General features: G+C 38.5%; 15 protein-coding genes. 14 read left to right on the forward strand and 1 reads right to left on the reverse strand.

From position 1 onward, the window contains the following. Entirely contained in the window at nt 1–819 is an 819-nt protein-coding gene (locus B9A18_RS02265) for a hypothetical protein (protein WP_144009373.1), read from the reverse strand. Nucleotides 820–1,068: 249 nt separating this feature from the next. Here B9A18_RS02265 and B9A18_RS02270 point away from each other — a divergent pair, with 249 nt between their 5' ends. The 14 genes from B9A18_RS02270 to B9A18_RS02335 all read left to right on the forward strand — a co-directional run bounded on the left by B9A18_RS02270 (nt 1,069) and on the right by B9A18_RS02335 (nt 24,034). After that, nucleotides 1,069–2,403: a cytochrome ubiquinol oxidase subunit I gene (locus tag B9A18_RS02270; RefSeq protein ID WP_084287431.1), complete on the forward strand. Its 1,335-nt coding sequence runs from the start codon at nt 1,069–1,071 to the stop codon at nt 2,401–2,403. Next, on the forward strand, nt 2,400–3,422 hold the full coding sequence (locus B9A18_RS02275) for a cytochrome d ubiquinol oxidase subunit II (RefSeq protein WP_084287037.1): 1,023 nt from the start codon (nt 2,400–2,402) through the stop codon (nt 3,420–3,422). The genes B9A18_RS02270 and B9A18_RS02275 overlap by 4 nt, the downstream gene beginning before the upstream one ends. 202 nt (nt 3,423–3,624) lie before the next feature. Beyond that, entirely contained in the window at nt 3,625–4,509 is an 885-nt protein-coding gene (locus B9A18_RS25270) for a hypothetical protein (protein ID WP_084287432.1), read from the forward strand. A gap of 57 nt (nt 4,510–4,566) precedes the next feature. After that, nucleotides 4,567–7,386 (forward strand): outer membrane beta-barrel protein, encoded by a 2,820-nt coding sequence (locus B9A18_RS02285; protein WP_084287038.1) that lies wholly within the window; start codon nt 4,567–4,569, stop codon nt 7,384–7,386. A 212-nt stretch (nt 7,387–7,598) separates the two neighbouring features. Beyond that, a complete protein-coding gene (locus B9A18_RS02290) occupies nt 7,599–8,192 on the forward strand; it encodes an RNA polymerase sigma factor (protein WP_084287039.1) in 594 nt (197 codons plus the stop codon). A gap of 66 nt (nt 8,193–8,258) precedes the next feature. Next, on the forward strand, nt 8,259–9,455 hold the full coding sequence (locus tag B9A18_RS02295; RefSeq protein WP_084287040.1) for a FecR family protein: 1,197 nt from the start codon (nt 8,259–8,261) through the stop codon (nt 9,453–9,455). Nucleotides 9,456–9,650: 195 nt separating this feature from the next. After that, nucleotides 9,651–13,163 (forward strand): SusC/RagA family TonB-linked outer membrane protein, encoded by a 3,513-nt coding sequence (locus tag B9A18_RS02300; RefSeq protein WP_159452584.1) that lies wholly within the window; start codon nt 9,651–9,653, stop codon nt 13,161–13,163. Nucleotides 13,164–13,175: 12 nt separating this feature from the next. Beyond that, on the forward strand, nt 13,176–14,630 hold the full coding sequence (locus B9A18_RS02305) for a RagB/SusD family nutrient uptake outer membrane protein (RefSeq protein WP_084287042.1): 1,455 nt from the start codon (nt 13,176–13,178) through the stop codon (nt 14,628–14,630). 23 nt (nt 14,631–14,653) lie between these two features. Further along, the gene (locus B9A18_RS02310) at nt 14,654–15,574 is read left to right on the forward strand and encodes a hypothetical protein (protein ID WP_084287043.1); all 921 of its coding nucleotides are present in this window, start codon (nt 14,654–14,656) and stop codon (nt 15,572–15,574) included. A gap of 60 nt (nt 15,575–15,634) precedes the next feature. Continuing rightward, nucleotides 15,635–16,768: a TlpA disulfide reductase family protein gene (locus tag B9A18_RS02315; protein WP_084287044.1), complete on the forward strand. Its 1,134-nt coding sequence runs from the start codon at nt 15,635–15,637 to the stop codon at nt 16,766–16,768. A 140-nt stretch (nt 16,769–16,908) separates the two neighbouring features. Beyond that, nucleotides 16,909–17,487, forward strand: a complete 579-nt coding sequence (locus B9A18_RS02320; protein WP_084287045.1) for an RNA polymerase sigma factor — start codon at nt 16,909–16,911, stop codon at nt 17,485–17,487. 51 nt (nt 17,488–17,538) lie between these two features. Continuing rightward, nucleotides 17,539–18,699, forward strand: coding sequence for a FecR family protein (locus B9A18_RS02325; protein WP_084287046.1), 1,161 nt, complete (start codon nt 17,539–17,541; stop codon nt 18,697–18,699). A 381-nt stretch (nt 18,700–19,080) separates the two neighbouring features. Then, the gene (locus B9A18_RS02330; protein WP_235005214.1) at nt 19,081–22,575 is read left to right on the forward strand and encodes a SusC/RagA family TonB-linked outer membrane protein; all 3,495 of its coding nucleotides are present in this window, start codon (nt 19,081–19,083) and stop codon (nt 22,573–22,575) included. A 10-nt stretch (nt 22,576–22,585) separates the two neighbouring features. Then, entirely contained in the window at nt 22,586–24,034 is a 1,449-nt protein-coding gene (locus tag B9A18_RS02335) for a RagB/SusD family nutrient uptake outer membrane protein (RefSeq protein ID WP_084287048.1), read from the forward strand. The last annotated feature ends 5 nt before the right edge of the window (nt 24,035–24,039 follow it).

Genomic DNA, 24,039 nt, shown 5'->3' on the forward strand with positions numbered 1-24,039 from the left:
TTAGGGTTCGAGGGCCTTATAGGTTATTTTAATGTGTTGAACACTTGTGTTTTTGTTTATAGTCATTTTTGAAGGATAACCATCTTCATTGTATTCATAACTAAAACTGATATTCTCCAAAGGCATCTTGGGGTTCTCCAGGTTTAGTATGTTGTTGGAAGTAAAATAGAGGAACCAATGCTCATGTTCAAGGGCTAAAATCTGGCTATACTTAATATGGCTGGCTATTCCCTTTTTCTGGTCAAAAGTGTAAGTATTAACTTCTGCAGAACTGGGCGGCGTTGTATTGGCTTCTTCCGATAAATTTCCTGAAATATAGGATAGGTTACGCGTTTTGTTTAGCTGTTCATTATGATTGTAATATTTAACTTCATTGAGCTGTTGGAGGTTGTTGTAGCTTAGCGTGTATGATCCAAGTGGGGTATAGAATGAGCCCTTGGTTTCAAACATAATGACTTTGCTGGTCGTCTTTTTATCGGCCCTTTCATAATAGGCAGTATAGAATAATTTTCCATTTTTGTATTTCTCCAACTCCGATGGATGCTGTTCTGCCGTATAGGTTATGACAGTTTTAGTGCCGCTTGCATCACTTATTTCGGTCAGCAGGTCTGTCTTATCTTTATACTTCAAATTCAGAATTAAGCCTGTAGTTTCCAATTTTATGGGAACTAATATTTTGCTGATAGCAGGTGGGGGCTTTACCGGAACTGGTTCCGGTTCCGGTATTACAGGTCGTGTGTGTTGATTTTTCTTACAAGCAAGTACTAACAATAGTAAAAAGAGAGCAGTAATGTGATAATGTTTTAAGATGTTCATCATGTTGTTGATTTAAATTAAAGATTATATTACTGTATGTCAGTTAAAGTAATTCTGTTTATTTATATGGTGCTCGTTTTATTGGAAATTAATTTAAAACTTACTTAAGGGTAATTTTTATCTCTTTATTCTTCTGTTTATGTACCAGGAGACTATCGCAAAGCTTTTGTTTAAATTGTAATCATTTGCAGAATTATAGTGTAAATGCCCTACTTTTACTGCGTAAATTCTTTTAGCAATAACGTTTATCATATGGACGATTTTTTAGCTGCCCGCCTCCAGATGGCCTTCTCCTTAGGCTTTCACATTGTATTTGCCTGTATTGGTATGGTGATGCCTTTTTTTATGTCAGTAGCTCATTTTTATTGGCTCAGAACCAAAAAAGTAGTTTACAAGGATGTCACAAAGGCATGGAGTAAAGGTGTCGCCATTTTCTTCGCCACAGGCGCGGTTTCCGGTACGGTACTTTCTTTTGAACTCGGACTGCTTTGGCCCAAATTTATGGAGCATGCAGGACCTATATTTGGAATGCCGTTTTCTTTAGAAGGAACGGCATTTTTTATTGAAGCGATAGCCCTTGGTTTTTATCTGTATGGCTGGAACAGGCTTAACCCATGGTTTCATTGGGCAACGGGTGTAGTGGTAGGGATAAGTGGTTTGTTGTCAGGAATCCTGGTTGTTGCTGCGAATGCATGGATGAACAGTCCCGCTGGTTTCGATTACATAGATGGACAGTATTTGAACATTGATCCGGTAAAAGCCATGTTTAACGATGCCTGGTTTTCTCAGTCATTGCATATGAGTGTAGCAGCATTTGTGTCCACCGGTTTTGCTGTTGCAGGCGTTCATGCACTCATGATTCTAAAAGGTAAAAATGTAAATTTTCATAGTAAAGCGTTTAAAATTGCTGCTGTTTTTGGAACGGTAGCCGCATGCTTGCAGCCAATAAGTGGCGATATTTCTGCCAAAGATGTGGCTAAAAGGCAGCCTGAAAAACTGGCGGCAATGGAGGCCCATTTTCATACCGAACGCAATGCACCACTTATTATTGGGGGGATACCAGATACGGCTAATAAAACGGTTGATTATGCTATTAAAATCCCGGGACTGCTTAGTTTTATGGCCACAGGCGATTTTAATGGGGAAGTGAAGGGCTTAGACAGTGTGCCTAAAGATGAACAGCCTCCAGTAGCCGTTACCCATTATGCCTTTCAGATTATGGTAGGATTGGGGATGGCCATGGTATTGATTGCCGTTTTATACTTTATCGCTTTGTGGAAGAAAAGGCAATGGCTAAATAGTCGTTGGCTACTCCGATTATTCGTAGTGGCAACGCCATTAGGATTTATTGCCCTGGAAGCTGGTTGGACAGTTACTGAAGTAGGACGGCAACCCTGGATTATCCGGGGGGTAATGCGAACCGCGGATGCTGTAACACCTATGCCGGGCATAACCTATTCCTTTTACCTCTTTACAGCCGTGTACATTTCTCTTGCTATCATCGTGAGTTTATTGTTATTCCGCCAGATTACCATGGTTGATGAGTTGTATGATTCCGAAAACCTTTCAAAAGACAAGCTATTATGATTTATGTAGTTATCGTTTTCCTATGGACCGCTATTTTATTATATATCCTGCTTGGTGGCGCTGATTTTGGCGCGGGCATTATTGAATTGATGACTGCTAAAGAGAATAAAGCTAAAACCCGAAAAACCATGTATAAGGCCATTGGCCCTATATGGGAGGCGAATCACATGTGGCTCATCATTGCTGTAGTGATCCTTTTTGTAGGTTTCCCGAAAATTTATGCCACCATCTCTGTTTACCTGCATATTCCATTGGTGTGTATGCTACTGGGTATTATTGCCAGGGGTACAGCATTTGTATTTCGAAATTACGACGCGGTAAAGGATGATATGCAGAAGGTATACACGCCGATTTTTGTCTACTCCAGTTTGATTACACCATTTTTTCTAGGTATCATAGCTGCCAGCGCTGTTTCAGGTCAAATAGATCCCTTAGCAAATGATTTTTTATCAGCTTTTATATTTAGTTGGTTGAATTGGTTTTCCGTAGCTGTAGGCATTTTTACCGTAAGTATATGTGGTTTCCTTGCAACTATTTTCATTATTGGGCAAACAACAGATGAGGGAGATCGGGCGCATTTTGTAGGAAAAGCAAGAAGGGCAATCTTTTTTGTAATGGGCTGTGGCGCCCTGGTCTTTCTTGCAGCGGCCGTCGAACATATTCCGCTAGCTACATGGATTTTTGGAGATACCCCTGGCTTAATCGCCATAATTGCCGCGAGTTTATCTCTAATTGTGATGTTTTATGCGCTAAATAAAAATAAGCCAATATTATTGCGTTTGTTGGCGGGATTCCAGGTAGCGATGATTTTATTTGCAGCAACCTATTCACATTTCCCTGATATCGTATTACTCAAAAATGGAGGGAATCTTTCTCTTTTGATTCATCAGGGGCAAGCTAAAACTATTGCTACTTTAGGGTATGCATTGCTGATAGGTAGCTTGTTTATTTTACCCGCATTGGTTTACCTGATTTATATTTTTCAGACGCCGAAGAAGGCCTCGCAGATCGCTGAATAAAATATTGCCATAAATTCTAAAAGCCTGGATGTTTGTGTAACAAAATTAGATAACATTTTCTAATAGAGGGGATTTTGTGTTTAATTCGCGGTCTTTTCTTTATGATCGAAATAATTACTCAGTCAATATAGGAAAACGCATTAAACCTAAACCATTTTATAAAGTCTTAAACTCAATGTTGCACTTAAACACAACACCAAATATGAAATCAGGATTCCTTAAAATTACACTTTGTACGGCTTTATTTGCAGGCCTTACATCAGTTGTTCATGCTCAGAAAGTTAATGAACTACAGGAAGTTAGTATATTCGCCCCACATGCAATAAAAATTGATGGTAAGAATTTTGAATGGAAAGACACGGAGTTTTCTGTAAACAAGCGCACCAGTCTTTCTTATATTATCAGCAATGATGATAAGAATCTTTATCTGATCATTAGATCTACAGACCTGGGTAATAATTCGAAAATTATGGCAGGTGGAATTACTTTTTCTATAAACCCTGATGGGAAAAAGAAAGAAAAGGAAAGCATCACTTTAACTTATCCGCTTGCGACTAATCCTTTTAGAGGAGGACAAGGCGGTGGTGGCAGACGCGCAATGGGTATGACTATGTCTATGGGGGGCGGTGGTCCGCAGGATACAAAACAAAGAGATTCCTTTATGGTGGCCAGACAGAAAACTCAATTGGGCACTGCAAAAGAGATCGCAATTAAAGGATTTAAAAATACAACGGATACATTGGTGTCTATTTATAACGAATATGGCATTAAAGCATTTGCCAGTATAGATAAGGACAATGCCTTCTTCTATGAAGTTGCGATTCCATTGGAAGCGTTGGGCATTTCCGTAGCCTCGCCAAAAGAATTCGCGTATAACATCAAACTTAACGGATTACAAATTCCAAGTTTTGAGGGACGAGGTTCTGGTGGTGGCGGTGGCGGTCGTGGTGGTTTTGGCGGCGGTGGCGGTGGTAACTTTGGAGGCGGCGGTGGCGGCTTCGGCGGTGGCGGTCGCGGTGGAATGGATTTTCAAGCCATGATTAGTCCTACAGATTTTTGGGGAAAGTATACCCTTGCAAAAAAATAAGCACCTCAATGGTGTAAAATAAGACACACACAAACACCCAACCATACAAACACGCAAATGAATTATTTTAATCGGGTCAAGACAAAGGATTTGAACACCATTCCGAGGTCGAAATACCTACAGCATTTTAAAAAGCTGGCGATCATTTTATTAATGATGCTTAGTTTTACAGAGGTATTTTCCCAGCAACCAGCTAAAAAGGAAACTCCTCCTCCTTTACCTACCCGACAAATCAGTGGTATTGTTAAGGATAGTACGGATTTAGGGGTGATAGGCGCAACGGTTAGCCTTACTTCTGATAAGGATACCTTAAGGACTTCGACTAATAGCGATGGTATCTTCATATTTAAAGATGTAAAATCTGCTACTTACACGCTTGTAATCCAAAGCATAGGTTATGAAAAATCACCGGTGATGCGTTTCAAACAAAACGATATGATTCCGAGGATTGTGATGGATCCTATTATGCTGAAGGAGCAAAAAAACACCTTAAACGAGGTGGTGATTAACGGTACACCATCTATCACCTATAAGACGGATACGGTAGAGTATAAAGCCAGCGACTATGTGGTGCGGAAGAATGCTACAGTTGATGAGTTGTTGAAGAAGATGGAAGGCATGGAAGTAGGCACTGATGGAAGTTTAGTACATCAGGGAGAAACCGTTGCTAAGGCTAAATTGAATGGTAAGGAATATCTTGGGGGCGACATTGCAAATGCAATTAAAAACCTTCCTGCGGAAATCGTTGATAAAATCCAGATTGTGGATGATTATGGTGATCAGGCGGCCCGTACCGGGGTTAAAGATGGTGATCCTCAGAAAGTATTAAACATCACAACCCGAACTGATAAATCTGTTGGTAATATGATGAATATGAATGCGGCCGGTGGGAGTAACGAAAGAAAGGAAGCAGGATTATTTACGACACGGATTAATGGGAATCAGCAGATGGGCTTGAATGGTAATTACAAAGATGTAATTAATCTTAACGCACTTGATGGTTCGAACAAGAATGCAGATGCCAGATTTAGTTTGAGGGATAAAATCGGAAAGAAAATAGAGTATAATTTGAATTACAATTTTACTAATTCCAATGGCGACAATCTGAATGAAACGGAATCCCTTAGTATTTTAACTGATGGACAATTGTTCTCCAGAAGTTCGAGCACTGGCTTGCAAAAGTCAAAAAATCATGATTTTAAACTCGAGTTTGAAGTAAATCTGGACTCAAACGATTACCTTAAAGTTATCCCTACCTTTAAGTATGGTTCTAATAATAATAATACCGGTTCCACGTCAAGTCAAAGGGGTAGTGATATCTCAATGGGACTAGATCAGGACCGTAAAGTAACCAATTCAAATTCCAGAACGGCTCCTGATTTTGGTATTTCTGCTTTTTATCAGCATACCTTTAAAAAATACAGAAGGAATTTTTCGACACAGATCGATCTGAATAAAGATAATCAGGATAACGAGCAGGAGCGATATAACTTCACAACTTATTATCTTGAAAATTCAACTACAAAAGATTCAGTACTTAATCAAATCATCGCACGTAAGAATTTACGTGATAATTATCGCGGAAGCATGACTTATGTGGAGCCTCTTGGCGTTAATACTCAATTTGAAGTGAATGCTCAGGTGAATTATAATGGATATGACAATACTGCTACTACAAGAAACATTCTAACAGATGGTCTTTCTGATGTGGTAGACTCATTGAGTAACATTTATAACTATTCCTTTACACAAGGGCGGATTGCATTGAATTTTAGATATGGAATGGCGAATACCTCCAAAGTTCGTTTTTCTGTAGGTTTAACCGGTGTACCTGCTTTACTATCCGGTACTAAATTAAGTTTGGGTACGACGACAAATCGTAGCAGTTTTAACCTGATTCCAATTGCCAGATTTGAATACCGTTGGAGCAGACAGCAAAAAGTATCTTTAAACTATTCAGGAAACGCGGTAGAACCAACTTTTGATCAGATACAACCGGTAAGGGATGTTACGAATCCAAATAATCCAATTATTGGTAACCCAGACCTGCTTGCTACTTTTGTGCATACTTTAAGAGGTGATTACAATAATTATATCGCAAACTCGAAGCTTAATTTTTCATTAAACGCAAACGGGTCTTATACGGAAAATGCTGTAATTAGAAATAATCAACGCGTTGATAATCCAGATCCTGCGCTCGCTGGAAGTAAAATTAACGAAACGCGCTTTTTAAACGTTAGTGGTGTATATAGGCTGACTGGTAATTATAATATTAGTAAACAGCTCAATAATAGAAAGTACAATTTGCAACTTAACGGTACAGCAAGTTATAACCATAACCTGAGTATGAGAGACGGTATTTTGAATACTACTGATATCACGGTTTTGGAACAGCGCTTTGGTCCGAAAATCAATCCTACGGAATGGTTCGAGATCAATGCGAATATAGGATACAGAAATGAAAAATCTAATTCAACACTACCTGGTGCTAATAATAACATCAATACGCTTTCTCTCAATTTAGATGGAAGAGTGTATTTATGGGAATCCTGGATGTTAGCTTATAATGGTAGTAAGCAGTATATAGATGGTATTGTCGGCAATACGAATAACAGACCTTTGGTAATAAACGCAAGTCTGGAGCGTCAGTTATTTAATCGCAGAGGCCAGATCACGTTTCAGGCGTTTGACATTTTAAACCAAAATAATTATCTGAGGACGCAGCAACCAGAGGATGGTGGGTATATAAATACAAGTGTAAACCCGATGAGCAGATATTTTATGTTGAAGCTTAGCATGCGACTGCAAAAATGGTCTGGTGCCCAGGGACGTGGCGGCAGAGGTATTATGCGTAGAGGTGACGGTAGTTTCATGTAAACTTTTTAATATATTTTATAACAACAAAACACCCGCTGGAGAATCCTTCAGCGGGTGTTTTGCTTTATGTCGGCCGCTGAGGGCTAATCAGTAATGTGTGTTGCCTAGATAATTTTTAAGAGATGCCAATGAATTAAAAATAATTATTTAACATTGGGAATAAATAAAGTCTATGAAATGGACTACCGGAATTAGAAGGGGAAATTAACAAAATGACATTAGCGGTTAACAACAATGAGCGATTGCTGTTAAAGCAAATTGCCGAGGGCGATGAGCAAGCTTTTGCTGTGCTTTTTTATCGTTACCTTCCGGTTCTCCAACCCTTCGCCTTAAAATTCACTAAATCTGCTGATGCGGCTGAAGAAATTATCCAGGATACCTTTTTAAGAGTATGGCTCAACAGAGAGAAGCTTGAGGATATTGAGAATGTTAAAGCATGGCTGTATAAGTATGCTTCAAATGAGTGCTTAAATTATCTTCGGAAGTCACTCAAACAAGCAACAGCGATTGATAACCTGAGTATTGATCATCCAAAGCAAAGCAACAATACCACAGAAACGATTAATCTGAATGATCTCAACTCGCTCGTTGCAGAGGCTATACATAAATTGCCCAATCAGCGCAAAAAGATTTATCAGATGAGCAGAATCGAGGGAATGAATATTCCTGAAATTGCTGCGGCACTTGATCTTTCTCCAAACACCGTTAAAAATGCATTGGTGATTTCATTGAAAACCATTCGCGAACATTTAAATAAGCATGGGGTAGCACTTTCTGTACTCACCTATATCGCATTGCTAAAATAATTTTAAAAAAAGTTTTAGTTCCAGTAGTCCTAAATAGCATTTCGTGTTTCTTAGTATCAGAATCCTATGAAAGAAAGAATAAACTATTTGTTAAGCAAGTTTGAAGAGGGGAAACTTAGCAAAGTAGAAACAGCCGAATTATTGGAATTGACGGATAGCAGTGAGCCCCATGTGGCAGATGCTATTGCGGAAATGATCAATGCTCAGGTTCCAAGCTCAGTAATTGAAGCGAATGATTGGGAAGCTGTGTTCGACAATATTGTATCGGTTGATAGACCGACTTCAAAAACAGGATCAATATTGAGTTTAATGAGTTGGGTTGCCGCTGCAGTGATTCTGATCACCTTAGGCGTTGGTTCCTGGTTTTATTTTAATGAGGGTGCGCAAAAGAGTTCAAATGAATTGCAGTATGCAAATGATGTTCCTCCAGGTGGTAACGAAGCAATCTTAACGCTGGCTGATGGATCGAAAATTTCCTTAACAGATGTCGGCAAAGGGGAACTATTGAATACTAGGGGGGTACGTATAGTTAAAACGGACGATGGACAGCTGGTTTATACGGTGGATCCTACTGTGACGGTAAAAGGAACAGCGCTTAGTTATAATACCATTACTACGCCACGCGGGGGGCAGTATCAGGTGAATCTGCCGGATGGGACCAAAGTATGGCTGAATGCTGCATCTTCAATTAAGTTTCCTACAACATTTACGAACTTAAAGGAACGTAAAGTTGAACTTAGTGGCGAAGCTTATTTTGAAGTAGCGAAGAACAAACAGCAGCCATTTAAAGTACTTAGTTTGGCCAATGCATACGATAGGGCGCAGGAAACAGAAGTATTGGGTACTCATTTTAACATCAATGCTTATGAAGATGAGATTGAAACAAAAACCACATTACTGGAAGGCTCAGTCAGGGTAGCTACACCTGAAAACAGGAATAAGAAATATGATGTTATTCTTTCTCCGGGTCAGCAGGCTGTCCTAAGTAACAATGCGTTTAAAATATCAACGGTAGATACCGAAGAGATTATAGCCTGGAAAAACGGAAACTTTGTGTTTGCCAATGAAGGTATTGAAAGCATTATGCGTAAAATTGCCAGATGGTATAACGTAGAAGTTATCTATCAGGGAAAAATAACAGATAATAATTTTGTGGGTACAGTACCTCGTTTTGGAAACATCTCGGAGGCCTTAACCATACTTGAACTAACCAATACCGTACACTTTAAGATCGAAGGAAGGAGGGTTACAGTTATGCCATAAATGCTACCTATTATAGCTGTAATCCAAAAAAGAAGTCAGACCCGACTGCCATCGGATCTGACGTAGGTTTGGGTTACTTAATAATTTGCAGATAACAGTCTATCAACAAACCAAACCAAAACAAATGTAATGAATTTTTACTATGTCTTTAGGCGTAAGCTGTCCGCTTGTGCGCCTGGCCAAATATTGCGTATAATGAAGTTAACCACCATTATTATCACTGCCTTTTTGTTTCAGGTAAGTGCTAATACGCTAGCTCAAAAAATCACGCTTTCTCGAAGTAACGTTGCTTTAAATCAGGTTTTTAAAGAACTTCAGGGTCAAAGTGGGTATAACTTTGTTTATACATCCCAAATGCTTGAGGGGATTAAAACTGTAAATGTTAAACTTAAAAACGCTACGCTACAACAAACGCTAGCTGCTTTGTTTGAAAATCAACCTGTAACCTATGTCATTAAAGAGAACACTGTAGTTATTCAAAGAAAAACCAATCTGGATCAAGCTCCGCTTGCAATAGAAATAAAAGGAAAAGTTGTGGATGAGCGTGGACAGGAGTTTCCAGGCGTAAGTGTAAAGCTAAAAGGAACAAGGGTAACGGTAGCAACAGATAACAATGGACAGTTTAAAATTACGGTACCGGATAACAATGCTGTGCTTGTTTTCTCTTACGTAGGTTATAACGCAATCGAAGAAACCGTAAAACAAAGAACCACCATTAATGTGAAAATGGTGCCGTCAGAAAGTGCATTGAATGATGTGGTAGTTACCGGTTACCAATCATTAAATAAAAAAACTTTAACGGCTTCAATTTCTACTGTTCAATTAAAAGATTTGCAATCAGTTTATCAGCCAAATATTGATAAATTGTTGCAAGGTCAGGTACCTGGATTAACAGTAATGAGTACTTCAGGTGCTCCGGGGGCCGTTCCTCAGATTCGTATTCGTGGTACTTCTACTATTTCTGGTAACGTACAGCCTTTATGGGTGGTGGATGGAATTATCCTGGATGATGCTGTAAACGCTTCTGTGGATGATATTTTAACCAACCGTAACCTGATTGCTTCCGGTATTGGTGGTGTTAACGTAGATGATATTGAATCGATTAGTGTGTTGAAGGATGCAGCCGCAACTGCGATTTATGGTACTAAAGCCGCAAATGGTGTAATTGTAATTACCTCTAAAAAAGGTGTTTCAGGAAAAACCAGAATCAATTATACCACCAACTTATCTATAGCAGAACGTCCGAGGATCGAAGATGCTTACATGATGAATTCTAAAGAGCGTATTGACGTTAATATGGAAATGATCGGTAAGGGGATTTTAAATGCATCATCGCCTAAGGCCGGTGACTATGGTACAGTTTCTGATTTTGAACGCTACTTTATAGATGTAAACGATAGAAAAATTACATGGAGTGATTTTGAGAATAAAGTAAAAGGACTGGAAGAAGTCAATACGGATTGGTTTCAACACCTTTTCAGGAATGCATTTACACAAAGACACAGTTTAAATATTTCTGGTGGTAATGATAGAACGACTTTTTATGCTTCAGGAAGCTTTATGGATGATAAGGCTACTGCTAAAGGAGTCGGTCAAAAGACCTATACCGGTGCATTAAAAGTAAACACTCGTTTTGGTAGTAATATTCGTTTAGGCTTATCACTGGACGTTAATGCTCGTGATAATACTAGTTTCTTCGCTACAGACTCCAGGGAAAACCCTTATGAATGGGCAATTTATACGACCAGAGCGCAAAATGCTTTCGATGATACTGGCGGATACAACCATATGTATTATAATAGCTTGAAATACAGTTTTCTGGAAAATCGTGAGCAGAACTGGCGTACTTCCAGAAACTTCGGTATGCGTGGTAATATAGATTTTGAATGGAAACTGTTAAAGGATTTAACTTATTCCAGTTTATTCTCTTATGCCAAGCAAAATACAACTGATGTGGATATTGCTCAGGAAGATAGTTACTTTGTTAGAGCAAGGAAAAAAGATGTATATCAGATTGTTAATTCTACGGCAGTTCCTCTTTGGTTGGATGGTGGGTACCGCAAAGATAAAGACAGTTACAATGGAAGTATCACCTTCAGGAATCAACTGACTTACAATCCAATATTTAATAATGTACATTACCTGAATTTAATGGCCGGACAAGAGATCCGTACTTCTAAATTTGAAGATCAGACTACTCAGATTTATGGTTACTCACATGATAGAGGTCACCAGCAAATTCCGCAGTTTGAGCTGATGAGGTATCTTGGTGTACCATATTGGAATGAAAATTTAAATGAAACTGCTGCTGTTTCTTATTTTGGGGTAGCAAGCTATACTTATGACAATAGGTACTCTATCAGCTTAAATGCACGTACAGATGGTTCAAACCGTTTTGGATTAAAAACTAATCAATTATTTCAGCCATTATGGGCAGTAGGTTTAAACTACCAACTTAAAGAAGAAGCGTTTTTGAGAGATAAAGATTGGTTGAGCTATTTAACACTGAAAGGATCTTATGGTAGTCAGGGTAATGTGGCATCTCAGGCTTATTCTGATTTGGTAGCCACCATAGGTAAATTAGATGTGATCAATAAGGAAGGTTATTTAAACATTGTAGCACCAAAAAATCCTACTCTAAAGTGGGAAATGAACTATACAACTAATGCTGCATTAGAATTTGGTTTTTGGAAGCGTCGGTTAACGGGTAGCATCGAGTACTATAATAAAAAGGCTATGGATTTGTTAGGTAGTAAAGAGGTGTCTCAGGTAACCGGTTTTAATTCAGTACAGGTAAACTGGGCATCGATGAGAAACCGTGGTATGGAATTCTCATTGAGCTCTATTAACGTGGATTCAAAATCTTTCCGTTGGTCTACTAATGTTAATTTTGGTTACAACAAAAATGAAGTACTTGAAGTTTATTCTGTTCCTGGAGTTAATGATTTAACGAATGCACAACGCTCCAACTATTCTGCTGCTGCGGTTGTGGGTAAGCCAATCAATGGTTTATGGTCTTACCGTTATGCGGGATTGAATAAAGATGGTAGGGCGACCTTTTATACGCAAACTGAAGGTAAAACATTGATTACGGGTATGAACAGCGTTGCTGGTTTGGCCTATTCTGGAACTACTATGCCGCTTTTACAGGGTGGATTTACCAATACTGTTTCCTATAAGAAATTGAGTTTATCTGCTTTGTTTATAGGAAGTTTTGGTAACGTGATCCGTTTACGTAACTTATCTCAAGGCTATGGCTTAGGTTATCCAGATGCTACTCAAAACATGTCTAAAGAATGGGTAGATCGTTGGAGACAACCTGGCGACGAACTGAAAACCAATATCCCTGTATTAGAAAGAGATGTATTTGATCCTGTTGTTTTTGGAGCAAGCCCTTATAATGGAGCTATGTATGATAATAGTGATCTGAGAACGGTGAAAGGTGATTTTGTTCGTTTGCAGAACCTCTCTTTGAGCTATGATCTGTTCAGTCCTAAACTTAGAGCAAATGGCATACAAAACATTCGTTTTATGTTACAGGGTAATAATTTATATACCTGGAAAAATAGCAAGTTAAAAGGACAAGATCCTGAATCTACAGGTTCAACGATGCGGTACAGCGATACCCGTTCGGCTAACGTATCTTTTGGTAATACATTTTTACCTGTGCCTCGTGCTTACTCATTGTCTTTGTCTGTTCAGTTTTAAAACATTATAGCCATGAAAAAAATATTCTATATCAACATATTGGCAATATTGCTAATCACTTTTAGCGGTTGTAAAAAATTGCTCGATATTAAACCTGTTAACGGTATGATGCCGGTAACTGTTAAGGATTACGAATCGCTCCTAATTGGTGGGTATCCGCGATCTGACTATTTCTTTAATACGGAACTCATGACAGATAATGCTTATGCCAATTTAAATTCAGGCAATGCACCTGGTAAAACACATGAACCATGGTTTGTTTGGGCTTCCAGTGTGCTACCAGATGCGGTTAAAACAGATGCTTATTGGGGTAATTTATATAAATCCATATTCTACGCCAATACTGTGCTCGATAATTTTGCAATGCGTACTCCTTCATCTGATGAAAAGGAATTGTACGAAAAAGTTAAAGGTGAAGCACTTGCATTAAGGGCTTATAGCTATTTCTATTTAATAAATTGGTATGCTGATGTTTATACAGCGGAGAATTTACAGTTGCCTGGTGTACCTATGCCTTTAACTGCGGTAGATGTAAATGTAAACACAACTAATAATGTACGTCAACCAATTGGAGTGGTTTGGACGCAAATCGTAAAGGATATAAACGAAGCTTCACGACTTTTAGCAGGTAAATCAGCTACAAGCAGATTTAGGTTCAGTGCTAACACTGTAGATCTATTTAAAGCGAGGGTAGCGCTTTTTATGGGGGATAATCAAACTGCTATTGAGTCTGCTACTTCCGTTATGGGTGCTAGTCCACTGACAGATTTGAACGGCTTGCAAGATTATATTGATTCTAAAAGTGGTCCATATGCTTTTACATATGATTTTGGGTTTATAGATACGGATTATAACAAAGAAATTTTGTTTTTTACAGGCGGCAGGGCTAACAACAATCTTTTTTATTATAGTGCTGCTGCATTTAAACCTACCGAGGAGTTGTTAAATCTAACCAAGCGTTATGGATATTTAACAGATTACAGGCAATACATTTTTGAATCATGGGCTGTCCAAAATACTGATGTGGTAGCCAAAGGGCCAACCATGTATTGTATGTATGCAACCCAATCAAGAGACTCTTATTATATTGGAATGAAGGCTAGTGAAGCTTATGTGACCCGTGCCGAGGCCTATGCCCGTACCAACCAGGGTGCATTGGCCATTGCAGACTTGAATCTGATTTTGCAAAAGCGCATTAAAAAGGCAAATTATGTGCCTTTAAAAATGACAGATTTTGCAAACAATGATGCTATCCTAAAAAGAGTTTTAGAAGAACGTCGTGTAGAAACAGCTTTTGATGCTGGTTTACGGTGGCTGGATTTGCGCCGCTTCGGCAAACCTGAAATTCAGCATAACTATAAAAATGGAGTGATTTATGCTTTGAAAAAGAATGATCCTAGATACTTATTGCAGATTCCTCCTTCTGAAATCAACAACAGTCCCGAAATGCCACTTAATCCTAGATAGTAGTTTATTTTAATATAAAGATTATGAAATTTAGAAATGTATGCGTCCTTGCATTGGGCTTAATCACCACCTTTGCCGCATGTAAAAAAGAAGATAATCCAGTTGCCTCTGATGATTTGAAAATCTCGCAGATGTTCGGACCGGATCCAAATGCGGATCCTAAAGTAAGATCTATCTATAATGATTATGGTTTATGGATCAGGATGGATTTTAACAATCCTAAAGAAGTCTCTAACGGTATATTGTACAATGATGTGAATAACCGATTTGGCGCTACAAAAATTGAGGACAACAAGCGTCAGGAAGCGATCACCTTTACGCAATCATTATTATCAAATGTGTCTTCAAAGTATACCAAAGCTTTTTTTCCGCTGGAGTTCTTTTATGTTAAGACTTACAATGGTTCCTGGTGGGCAGCAGACATGCAGATGATTGGCCGAAGTAGATTGTTGCTAACCTGGCCTAATAAGATGCTTAATTCGCTTCCGGTAACTGATCCCGCTACCCATTACTATAAAGATTCTGTACTAACAAGAGCTATCTGGTCTAGTTTGGGAACTATGGCATCACAAAGAATGGAGAAACCAATTGATGGTTTTGAATTGGCCGGTAAAGCCTATGATGGAGGGTTAGCTGCAGATAGGATTAATGCCGATTACTTTAAGGATTATGATGCAGCTAAAAGAGACGCTGCCAATGATGAACTGGCTAAAAGCGGAGGATTTATCTCAGGTTCTGGATCACGCTCATTTGATTCAGATTTCCCACAATGGATTACTTTGATGACAACAGAATCATATGACAACATCAAGAAGAAGTATCTTGACAACAGTCCTAGACGTGCAAAGAAATACGAAGTGCTGATCAAATTCTTCAACAGCTATGGCTGGAATATCCAGGCTACTGGTAACCAGTACAGACAGAAATTGGATTTATATAAATAATTCCCGCTCCACCCGCACAAGAAATTGTGCGGGTTTTCTCTTTAAAAACAATAAACACACATGAATAAATTACTATTGACCCTACTTTGCTCGGTTCCGGTTTTGGCCAACGCAGAGAGTGAACCATTTAAAGTAACAGGCAAAATTGCCAAAGCAGGCCCTAAAGCCAAAGTTTATTTAACCTACCGTGCTGCCGGATCAACTGTTAAAGATTCAGCTTTGGTAAAAAACGGAATTTTCTCATTTCAGGGAACAGTTGCCGGACCATTAGCTGCAAAACTGAGTTTAGATCATACCGGTGCTGGTATCAGCCAGGCTACAAAAAATCCTGACGTACTTTCTATTTATCTGGATAAAGGAAATGTAACCGTTGTAGCGAAAGATTCTGTTAAAAATGCAGCAATTTCGGGTTCTCCAATCAATACAGAATATCAGAAATACCAAAAGGCTATTGCTGCTCCTGAAAAAATCATTACTGATTTAAATACTGCCTGGGCAGCAGCAAGCATGGACCAAAAGCAAAATGAAGATTTTGTAAAAGGTTTCCGCGATAGGCATCAACCAGCAGCAGCAGAAAAAGCAAGGTTGCAACAGATCTTTATTGCTGAGAACCCTGATTCTTATTTTAGTTTAATGTCTTTAAAAGACATGTCTGAATACGATATGGATATTCCTAAAGTAGAGCCGGCCTTCAATAAACTTTCTGATCGCTTGAAAAAAAGTAAAGCAGGAGTGGAGTTTGTAAAACTGATGAACATCGCGAAATCTACTTCAATTGGTGCTATTGCTCCTGATTTTACGCAGAATGATGTAAACGATAAACCGGTTAAGCTTTCTGATTTCCGTGGGAAATATGTATTGATTGATTTCTGGGCTTCATGGTGCGGTCCTTGTCGTGCAGAAAACCCAAATGTAGTTGCTGCATACAACAAGTTTAAAGACAAAAACTTTACCGTGTTAGGTGTTTCTTTAGATATGCCAGGTAAAAAAGACAACTGGTTAAATGCAATTAAAGCCGACGGATTAATCTGGACTCAGGTGAGTGATTTAAAAGGATGGGCTAATGCAGCATCTCAAATGTATGGTGTTAAAGGTATCCCTCAAAACTATTTGGTAGGTCCTGATGGAAAGATCATTGCTTCTAATTTAAGAGCAGAAGGTTTACACAAAAAACTGGAAGAATTATTGAAATAATACATGCTCAATGATAACGAAGCCCTCTCCTAAGTAAAATCGGGAGAGGGTTTTCTTTTGTAAAAGTCATAATATAGTCCGTTCCTCCCTCCATTAAGGTAATAGTTTCTTAATCCGTATCTTTGCGTCCAAATTACACTATGGGGTCTAATTATGAATTTTCGTCAGATTATGAACTGCTGATCTTGCTTAAGGCAGGAGATAGGCTGGCGTATACTGAAATTTATAATAGATATAAAATCGTATTACACACCCATGCTTATAAATGGATGCGAGATCGCGAAGAAGCAAAGGATATTATCCATGAGCTTTTTGCTTTTTTATGGGATAAACGTGAAAGTATTGAATTCAATACCACTCTTTCCGGCTATCTGTACATCTCTTTAAGAAACCGAATTTTCAATAGAATTTCAAAAAAGAAGTTCGAGTCTCAGTATATAGATTCTTTACAAGAATTCATCAATAAAGGCCATTGCGTTACCGATCATCGCGTTCGCGAAAAGCAGCTTGGAGAGCTTGTAGAAAAGGAAATAACCGCTCTTCCTAATAAAATGCGTGAGGTATTCGAACTAAGTCGTAAATCGAACCTAAGTCATAAGCAGATTGCTGCGCAACTGGATTTATCAGAGCAAACTGTTCGGAAACACATCCAACATGCACTGCGGATTTTGAAGTCTAAATTCGGATTAATATTATTTTCACTTTTTTTTACCCCATAGGCATTTTTCATTTGTCTTCCATTTATAAGCCTAACCAAAACGCTCAATAAAATGGAGAAACCAGACGCAAAAGACCTATTAGCCAATTACCTCGCAGGAAAATCTACTGAAGAGGAAGCTGCGCTTTTAGAAAGTTGGCATCTAGATTATGAATTAGATGATGTAGCTACTATAACCCCTGAAGATCAGTCGAAAGATCTGGATGAGGTGTGGAATGCATTGGAGCAACGCGAACTGGTAAGCAAAAGGATCGTAATGTGGCCTAAAATGGCTGTTGCTGCTGCCGTAATCCTTGTTACAGGATTAGCTTTGTTTTTCTATTTACAACAATCAAAGCCTGTTGAGCAAATAACGAATACCGTTGCCGATATACCTCCCGGTAAAAACGATGCAGTGTTAACATTATCAAATGGCCAAAAAATCGTGCTTAATGAAACTGGCGAAGGAGAAATAGCTAGTCAGGCAGGGATATCTATTACAAAAGATAAAGACGGAACAATTGTTTATCATAGCAATGCTTCAGCCGGAGCAAAATTGAATTCTGGTGAATTGCTTTACAATACTATTACCACCCCCAGAGGAGGTAAGTACCAGTTGAATTTGCCTGACGGCAGTAAAGTTTGGTTGAATGCCGGATCATCGTTAAAATATCCGGTTGTATTTGCTGAGAATGAGCGCAGGGTAGAATTGAGTGGTGAAGCTTATTTTGAAGTCTCAAAAGATAAGAAGCGACCATTTTATGTAAATACAGATCGTCAGGGGTTAAAAGTGTTGGGTACACATTTTAACATCAACGCTTTTAGAGATGAACCTGAAACCACGACTACTCTATTGGAGGGTAGTGTAAAGATTATACCTGTATATAAGAATGTTACAAATTTAGCGTTAAGGGATGTGGTGTTGAGCCCTGGTCAACAGTCTGTTGTGGGCAGGACCGTCACCGTTTCCAAGGCAAACCTCGAAGAAGCTATTAGCTGGAAAAATGGGATGTTCCAGTTTAATGATACAGATTTAAGCAGCGTTATGCGTCAGGCCTCGAGATGGTATGATGTTGATGTAGTTTATAAAGGTGGAGTTCCTGCTATAAAGTTCAGTGGGGAGGTGTCGCGTAATGTAAATGCCTCCGCTTTTTTAGATATGCTTAAATATCTGGACATAAAGTTCAGTATTGAAAATGTAGATGGCAGGAAAAGAATAGTTGTGTCCAGATAAGGCCATAGCATAAAAATATAAATCAATTTAACTTAAACCAGCAGGATGAAAAAACAATTACGACCAAAATAGGGGCAGCCGAGAGAGAGCTGAAAAAAAACCGGGAAAAGTGTTATCGCACTTCCCCCGGTATAGACTTGGATTGCCGTCCTTGTCACCGTTCAGTTAATAATTATTCCTGATGAAATCAGGATAGAAATATCTAACAAATCTTACTATTTACTAACCTTACCTTACAAATGTATGTATTTTATTAATACTTCACATGGTGTGGATGAGCCTCGGTTTGCACCAATTTTTAAACTTTTAAAAGGCCTTTATAAGTGTGTCCCGCTTATAAAGCCGGAAACCAGGAGACAGATTATTATGCGGATTAATCTTATGGCTGTTTTTATGACATTGTGCCTGATGCAAGCTGTAGCAAGCGGCTTCGCTCAGGTAACCCTACATAAAAAGAATGCAGCGTTAAATGATGTACTTAAAAGCATCAAACAACAAACAAATTACACCTTTCTTTACAATAGCGAATTGCTAAAGGATGCAAAAACTGTATCCGTTAATTTGGATAAAGCGTCTATTGAAGAAGCACTGAAAGCTTGTTTTGAAAACCAGGATCTTACTTTTAAGATCATTGAAAAAACAGTGTTGCTTAAAAAGAAGGAAACTGGAATTCTTGATAAAGTAGTGAGTTATTTCGCTACGAAAGATATTCGTGGAACGGTATTAGACGAAGATGGTTTACCACTTCCAGGTGCTACTATACAGATTAAAAACAGTACTAAAGTAGTTTTAACTAATGGTAAAGGTGAATTTGAACTGAAAGGCATAGATGAAAAAGCCATATTGGTGATTTCATTTATTGGCTACAAATCAAAAGAGATTTCAGCTGGTCAGGCTTCACCAGTTACCATTCATTTAGAAACTAATCCTGGTGAATTGGCTGAAGTAGCCATTGTATCAACCGGTTATCAGAACATTCCAAAGGAACGTGCTGCGGGATCTATTGAGGTGATTAATGCAGATAAAGACTTGAAAGGAAAATTACAAGCTAATATTTTAGATAGGATTGAAGGGATGTCGGCTGGTTTGACCAGTTATAAGTCAGCAGGTAATACCCAGAATTCTGTTCGTATTCGTGGTGTATCCACATTGTTGGGTGAGGCGAAACCTTTGTACGTGGTAGATGGTTCTCCGTTTGAAGGTGATATCACGTCAATCAACGCTGCTGACATAGAAACGATCACAGTTTTAAAAGATGCTACCGCTGCTTCTATCTACGGCGCACGTTCTGCCAATGGAGTAATTGTAATCAATACCCGTCGTGGTAAAAAAGGCCCTGTAAGAATTACTTACAATGGTATCGCTAAATTGACTCCACTACCTAACCGCGACTACACGAACAAGATGAGCAGTTCAGAGTTGGTGGATTTCCAGAGAGAAATGTTTAACTACAGATCAGGATCTTACGCTGGAATTGATCCACGTAAATCAATGAATGATGTGTACAGACTATATTACGAAGCACGAGAAGGTAATATCACTGAGACTCAATTGCAATCTGCATTGGAGCCATACAGAAATAGCGACAGGTATGATCAGGTAGTTGATGAGTTACTTCGTAAGACAGCAATTAACCAGACACATAACATCTCCTTTTCAGGAGGTTCAGATTTTTACACTTATAACTTAAGTGGTAATTATATGCTAAACAATCCATACGAGCGTGAGCAAAGTTCTAGTCGTGTAGGTTTTAACCTGAACAATACTTTCAATTTCACTAAATGGATGAAGTTTGATGTAGGTGTAATCAGCAGTAAAGTAAATGAGGATTACGACAATGGCATACTGGGTATGAATTTATTAAATACTGGTAAAGCTTCATATTTCATGCTTAAAGATCAAAATGGTAGAAATGTAAATTGGTATAATTCTAAATCCCAGTTTGAAATTGATCGTCTGAACGCTTTAGGCCTGCAGGATGAAAATTATTCACCATTAGCTGAGCTGAATAAGAAACATTACAACAATACGAGCAATTACCTGAACTTGAATTTTGCTGCAAACTTTAAAATCATCGACGGCTTATCAGTTAACTTACTTTATCAAAAGGAAAGGACTGAAAACTATACTAAGCAGTATCTGACTAAGGATGCTTATGAAGTGAAGACCATGCTTAATGATGCAGCTAAACAAGTACACACCGGAAATCCTTATTTGATTCCAGTTGGTGGACAGTTAGATGAAACCCGTGCTGATCAGAATTCCCATACCATGCGTGCACAGGTTAACTTCAATAAATTGTTTGGTGAAAAACATAGAATTGATGTGATTGCAGGTGCTGAGCAACGTGGTGTATTGGTTACTTCAAGCAATTTATATAAATATGGCTATGATGACCATAGCTTAAGCTATAAGCCTGTTGATGAAGATTTTCTTTCTACTGCATACAAAGGAACAGAAGCGCTATTTGGACAGTTTACATTGACCAGAAAAGAAAAAGGCTTTGTTAATCTTGAAAACAGATATGCTTCTTTCTATGCTAACGGTTCCTATACTTACGATCGTAAATTAACTTTTACGGGAAGTATCCGTATGGACCAATCAAACTTATTTGGTACGGATCCTAAATATCAGTATAAACCACTTTGGTCTACTGGTGTAATGTATGTGTTGTCTGAGAATCAAAATGATTGGTTAGACCGCCTTGCAATTCGTACTACTTACGGTATTAATGGTAACATACCAAAAGATAGCGGGCCTTATATGATTACAAAAGATTACACAAGTCCTAATACCTATACTAAGGAAGCGTATGCTTATGTATATAGTCCGCCAAATGCAGGTTTAAGATGGGAAAAAACAAAGGTTACCAATTTTGGTATTGATTTTAGCTTATTAAAAAGTCGTTTCAGTGGATCTATCGAGTTTTATAATAAAGCAACGAGTGATCTTTTAGGTAAACAAAGTACAGATCCAACAATCGGATGGAGCTCGGTTTTGTTAAACTATGGAAGTATGACAAACCGTGGAGTTGACTTTACTTTCAAAAGCAAGAACATCACTACTACTGATTTTGCATGGAGCAGCGGTTTAAATTTCAACTACAATAAAAATGAGTTAACCAAGCTGGAAAACGCCAACAATACTGTATATGCTTATTTGGAGAGAGGACAAAATAGGGTGGGTAAACCTATGGATGCTTTGTATAGTGTTCGTTATAAAGGGTTAGATAGTAAAGGTTTGCCTATTGCACTGACTAAAGATGGCAGGGAAGTAAAGAGTACAGCTCAATTAACCCCTGATGACCTGATTTATTCAGGAACAACGACACCTCTTTTTGCAGCTTCATTAATGAACAACATGAGCTACAAGAATTTCGACCTGTTCTTTATGTTTATTTACTATGGCGGTCATGTAATGCGTGATGTAACATCACCATACCTGACAAAGTTTGCTGAGTTGAACTATACCACCAATATGGAAAGAAGTGCTTTGAATTACTGGAAGAAACCTGGTGATGAGAACATCCCAGGTATAGCGCCAGGATTTTATACAGCGGCATCTAGTACCATTACTAACATCTGGGAAGCTAGGGATCAAAACATTCAAAAGGGCGATTATATTAAATTGAGAGATGTTACTTTGAGTTATAATCTGGCGAATGAGCTATTGAAAAGAAATAGAATCCAAAGCATGCGTTTCAGCTTCCAGGTACAAAACCCGTGGAGATGGGCAGCAAATAAACAGAATCTTGATCCGGAAGCGTGGACAGTGGCTACATTAGTTCCTCGTGGAGTAAATAATGTTCTGGAAGCACCATCAAGAGGTATAGCTATTCCTACAACTTATTCTTTCGGCATATCTGCTAACTTTTAATTAAATTCTAATGAAGAAGATATTTATTACCATACTATTTGCAGCAGTCGCACTTTCGGGCTGTAAAAAATACCTGGACATTAAGCCTAAGGGCTATACCATTCCTGAGTATTATGACGATTATGTTAAGCTTTTAAATGGGCAGTCATTGACAGGTGTTTCTGCGGTTTATCCTAATTTTTTAACTGATGATCTTCAGACTGGCGTAGATAAGGACATAAACTCATCTGCGAATTACACAACTTATGCTCTTTATAAACGTAATTTGTATGAGTTTCAGCATGGAGCAATTATGGAAGATGGGCAGGTTGATCCTTTTTATGAGGCTGCTTATGCTAACATATTTACCTATAACACAGTAATTAATAATGTTGAAAAAGTATTAGATGCTACTGATGCCAAGAAGCTCCAGTTGAAAGCTGAGGCTCAGGTTGGTAGAGCTTTCGAATACTTTAACTTGGTAAATGCTTATGCCGTGCATTATGATCCGGCTACAGCATCAACAGATCTGGGTGTTCCTATTGTATTGACCGAGAATATTCTTACCCCGTATAAAAGAAATACTGTTGCTGAAGTTTACCAGTTGATACAAAGCGATCTGGCGGAGGCCTTACCTCACTTAGGCGCAACGGCTCCGCATAAGTTCCGCCCTACAAAAGGTGTAGGCTTTGCTTTTCTAAGCAAACTAAACCTGTATATGGGAAACTATACTGAAGCTTTAAAAAATGTTAATGAAGCTTTAAAGTTAAACAGTGATTTGATTGATTATAGCATCTATGGAACTAAAAAGAGTACCTGGGACAGGGTTCATTATATGGAAGGTACTACCGTTGTTCCTTTTCCTGATGTTCAAAATAGTAAGGAAACCGTTTGGGCTCGCGTAAGTTCAGGAAGTTCGTCGCATTTATTTGCTGAGGTATATGCGAGCAAGGATTTGTTGGATACTTACAAAGCAGATCTTGCAGCAGACGCTGTAGATAAACGCTTTTCATTGTTTTTCCTTGATGGAAAATCAGAACTTGGATCAACTATTGTTACTTTCCCAGGAAGAGTATTATGGGCGGCTTATGTCAATTTTAATGTAGGTTTAAGCACTCCTGAGTTGTTACTGATTGCTGCAGAAAGCGAAGCCAGAGTTGGGAGTAAAGACAAGGCTCTGGATCATTTAAATACGTTGCGTAATGCGCGTATTGTAGGAAACAAACCTTTAGTTGCTGCTACAAAGGATGATGCTTTAAAAATCGCACTTGACGAAAGAAGAAGAGAAATGCCTTTCCTGGGTATAACCAGGTTGGTAGATCTTAAACGCTTAAACAAAGATCCGCGTTTTGCAAAGACCGTTACACACGTAAATGGAACACAAACCTATACTTTGGCACCTAATGACTTGCGTTATGTATTGCCTATTCCACCAAAGGTATTGGCGCTTAACCCAGGCATTCCAGTTTACACCCGTTAGTATTA

It is taken from the genome of Pedobacter nyackensis (assembly GCF_900176505.1).
Lineage (GTDB): Bacteria > Bacteroidota > Bacteroidia > Sphingobacteriales > Sphingobacteriaceae > Pedobacter > Pedobacter nyackensis.